The 1355-nt window shown below is 45.5% G+C and carries 2 protein-coding genes and 1 pseudogene; 1 reads left to right on the forward strand and 2 read right to left on the reverse strand.

Annotated features, from left to right (window positions below; all coding sequences use genetic code 11):
- Positions 1 to 207, forward strand: a pseudogene (locus tag ACTHS3_RS13290) (hypothetical protein); the annotation flags it as partial.
- Positions 208 to 394: 187 nt separating this feature from the next.
- Here ACTHS3_RS13290 and ACTHS3_RS13295 read toward each other — a convergent pair.
- Both ACTHS3_RS13295 and ACTHS3_RS13300 read right to left on the reverse strand, forming a co-directional pair.
- Positions 395 to 697 (reverse strand): ArsR/SmtB family transcription factor, encoded by a 303-nt coding sequence (locus ACTHS3_RS13295; protein WP_070608755.1) that lies wholly within the window; start codon positions 695 to 697, stop codon positions 395 to 397.
- 79 nt (positions 698 to 776) lie between these two features.
- Entirely contained in the window at positions 777 to 1298 is a 522-nt protein-coding gene (locus ACTHS3_RS13300) for a rhodanese-like domain-containing protein (protein WP_070608757.1), read from the reverse strand.
- Positions 1299 to 1355: the final 57 nt, after the last annotated feature.

Genomic DNA, 1355 nt, shown 5'->3' on the forward strand with positions numbered 1-1355 from the left:
ACTGAAAGCTGGTTAACTGACGTTTATTACTTATTCGGTCAGAAATTTGCAGAAAAGGATGAAGCTCCTTTTTTATCTAGCGAGGAGATAAAAAAAATTGTCTATCCTCTTGAAAAATATATTTTATCTGGAAAAGTCATAAACTTAGAAGCTTTTGGGCAAAGCATTTATTTGAAGAAGCATTTATTTAAAGCAAGCAAGCTGTAGTACGTATTAAACCTGTAGAGACAGGGTGTGTGAGGTGCACAGGCACGCGGGCTTTAAGTGTAAATATAGAAGCAGTATAAAAAGGTCATCTGAAAATAAATACAATAAAGGCCGTCTGAAAAATTTTCAGACGGCCTTTAAAATTATAAATGGATAGATTTTTTGGCTATCCTATTTCGATAATATTTCAATCTTTTCCTGCACAGAAAAAAAAATACAGCAGCTGTATCATCTCGTTAACTCGGGGGTCGGCAATATAATATTGCCTTTCCCGATGGTTCACTTCAAACGATACCAAACCGGCTTCACGCAGTAGCGCTAATTGGCTGGACATTGCCGCTTGCGGCAGTCCGGATGATTCAGCCAACTCAGTTACATTGTGCGGCCTTTCATGTAGTTTGCACAATACGGCGAGGCGGTTGGGATTGGCCAGAAGTTTGAGAAAAGCGCTGGCTTCTTCGTAGGGAGGTTGATTGTCGGCAATAGTCATTTTTCGCGCTTTTCGGCAAATGAGGAGGTCGAATTATCAGTCATAATGACCTTAGCAGCAACTTTCAGACGGCCTTTGCTTAATGGTTCCATGGCATTTTGGCTAGCAGGCGTGCCATGCCGCAGAATCCGGTTAGTCCGGCCGTTAACAGACCTGCGCCGACCATCACGTCTATCAGATAAAACCAAGGCGATACCAGCCAACCTGCCAGCACGCCCAACAGAATCAAACTGCCCGCTATGGTTTGCACCTGCCGTATGATGTCCGGTGCGGCACGGTTGGCAACAATAGGAAGCCCTGCAGCTTTCCATGCCTGTAAGCCGCCTTCTAAAATATAGCATTCGCGGCCTTGGCCAAGCGCTGACAATATTGTTTCTGCCCGTGTTGTACGTTTACCGCTCAGGCAATAAAAAATCAGGTATGGGGCTGTATCATCAGGCAGTTTGTCTCGCTGCTGTTCAGGTGGAAGGGATAATGCACCGCCAATATGTCCGCCCCGATATTCGGCTTGGCTTCGGATGTCCACTGCCAACGCGCCCTCACGGATTTTTGTCATTGCTTCGGAAGGCGTGATTCGCGGAAGTTGTCCGACCGTACTCATGTTTTGCCTTCGTTATTTTTTGTTGATGCGGCAGGTGTTGATGCCCAATAAGCTGTA

The organism is Neisseria sp. P0009.S007, from assembly GCF_051962515.1.

Excerpts from the sequence above, each read along its gene's own strand:
- ACTHS3_RS13300 (WP_070608757.1), bottom strand. The coding sequence starts at position 1,298 with ATGAGTACGGTCGGACAACTTCCGCGAATCACGCCTTCCGAAGCAATG.
- ACTHS3_RS13295 (WP_070608755.1), bottom strand. The coding sequence starts at position 697 with ATGACTATTGCCGACAATCAACCTCCCTACGAAGAAGCCAGCGCTTTT.